2 protein-coding genes are annotated in these 1,394 nt (G+C 69.0%); both read right to left on the reverse strand.

The window, feature by feature from the left end; translation table 11 throughout:
- Window positions 1–269, reverse strand: a 269-nt coding sequence (locus JMF90_RS37110; protein ID WP_236598128.1) for a glutathione S-transferase N-terminal domain-containing protein, incomplete at its 3' end; no start/stop codon positions are given.
- Between the two features lie 36 nt (window positions 270–305).
- The gene (locus JMF90_RS37115; protein WP_011548949.1) at window positions 306–1,376 is read right to left on the reverse strand and encodes a rhodanese-like domain-containing protein; all 1,071 of its coding nucleotides are present in this window, start codon (window positions 1,374–1,376) and stop codon (window positions 306–308) included.
- Window positions 1,377–1,394: the final 18 nt, after the last annotated feature.

The raw sequence follows: 1,394 nt of genomic DNA on the forward strand, positions 1-1,394 counted from the left end.
CCCGCATCGACGAGCACCGGGAAGCGCTTCAGCGGCCACAGCCTGGTCAGTTCCTGCATCGGTTTCGGATCGTCGTGCGCGAGCACGCGATACTCGAACGGCGTGCCGTTCTCGTACAGCGCGGTCAGCACCTTCTGGCAGTAGGACGAAAAGGGATGGGCGTAAAGCGTCGGCATCATCGTGGGGTCTCTCTGGGTTTCGGCGCCACGTCGTGCGGCGCCACGTGATCGGATACCTTGACGACGAACGGCGCCCGGCCGTTTCGACATCGGTCCGACATTTTTTTCGAGGGACTGCCTGGGCCGCTACGATCGGCCGTCCATCACGACACGCCCTTCGGCGCGCCAGCGCAGCATCCCGCCGCCGAGGTTCGCGACCGCGTCGAAGCCGGCCTTCTTCAGGATCACCGTCGCCTGCGCGGAGCGCCCGCCGGCCCGGCACACGGTCACCACCGGCCGGTCGTGCGCGATTTCGCCGATGCGCGCGGCCAGTTCGCCGAGCGGGATCGGCGTCGCGCCGGGCAGATGGCCGAGCGGGCCCGCGAATTCGTCCGGCTCGCGCACGTCGACGACCTGCACGGCCGGCAGATGATCCTCGAGCCATTGCGGATCGATTTCCCAGAAGCCGGCGAACGTATAGACGAGCGGCGCCCAGTCGGCTGCCGCCTGCGCATCGGGCGCGTTCGCGGCGACGCCGCACTGCAGGTTCGCCGGCACCGCGACGTCGATCTGGCGCGGATGCGCGAGGCCGAGGTTGCGCATGTAGCCCGCGAAATCGTCTTCGCTGAGATCGCCGCCGAGACGCGGGTTGAAGCGCCGCTCCTCGCCGACGCTCGTCACCGTGAGCCCCCGATAGTCGTGCGCGGGATACAGCAGGCACGCGGCCGGCAGCGTGAAGAGCCGGCCGTGCACCGCGCGATACAGCGCACGCGGGTCGCCCTGCTGGAAGTCGGTGCGGCCGGTACCGCGGATCAGCAGGCAATCGCCGGTGAACGCCATCGATTCGTCGTCGAGCACGAGGCTGATGCAGCCGCTCGTGTGGCCGGGCGTCGCGCGCACGGTCAGGTAGCGCGGGCCGAATGCACAGCGGTCGCCGTCGTTCAGGTAGCGGTCGGCGCCGTGCGCGCCGCTCGCGGCCGAGATCGCGATCGCGCTGCCCGTGCGCTGCTTCAGCAGCCACGCGCCCGTCACGTGATCGGCATGCACGTGCGTATCGACGGTCGCGACGAGCCGCAGCCCGAGTTCGTCGAGCAGCGCCGCGTCGCGACGCACCTGCTCGAACACGGGATCGATCAGCAGCGCCTCGCGCGATGCGGGGTCGGCGAGCAGATACGTGTACGTCGACGATTGCGGATCGAAAAGTTGCCGGAAGATCATTGCTTTATGGCTCCGTCG

Origin of the sequence: Burkholderia sp. E168m23 (genome assembly GCF_016586125.1) — a bacterium.
Lineage (GTDB): Bacteria > Pseudomonadota > Gammaproteobacteria > Burkholderiales > Burkholderiaceae > Burkholderia > Burkholderia orbicola.

Bases quoted from the DNA above. Each gene is read 5' to 3' on its own strand.
- JMF90_RS37115 (WP_011548949.1), bottom strand. From the start codon at position 1,376: ATGATCTTCCGGCAACTTTTCGATCCGCAATCGTCGACGTACACGTAT.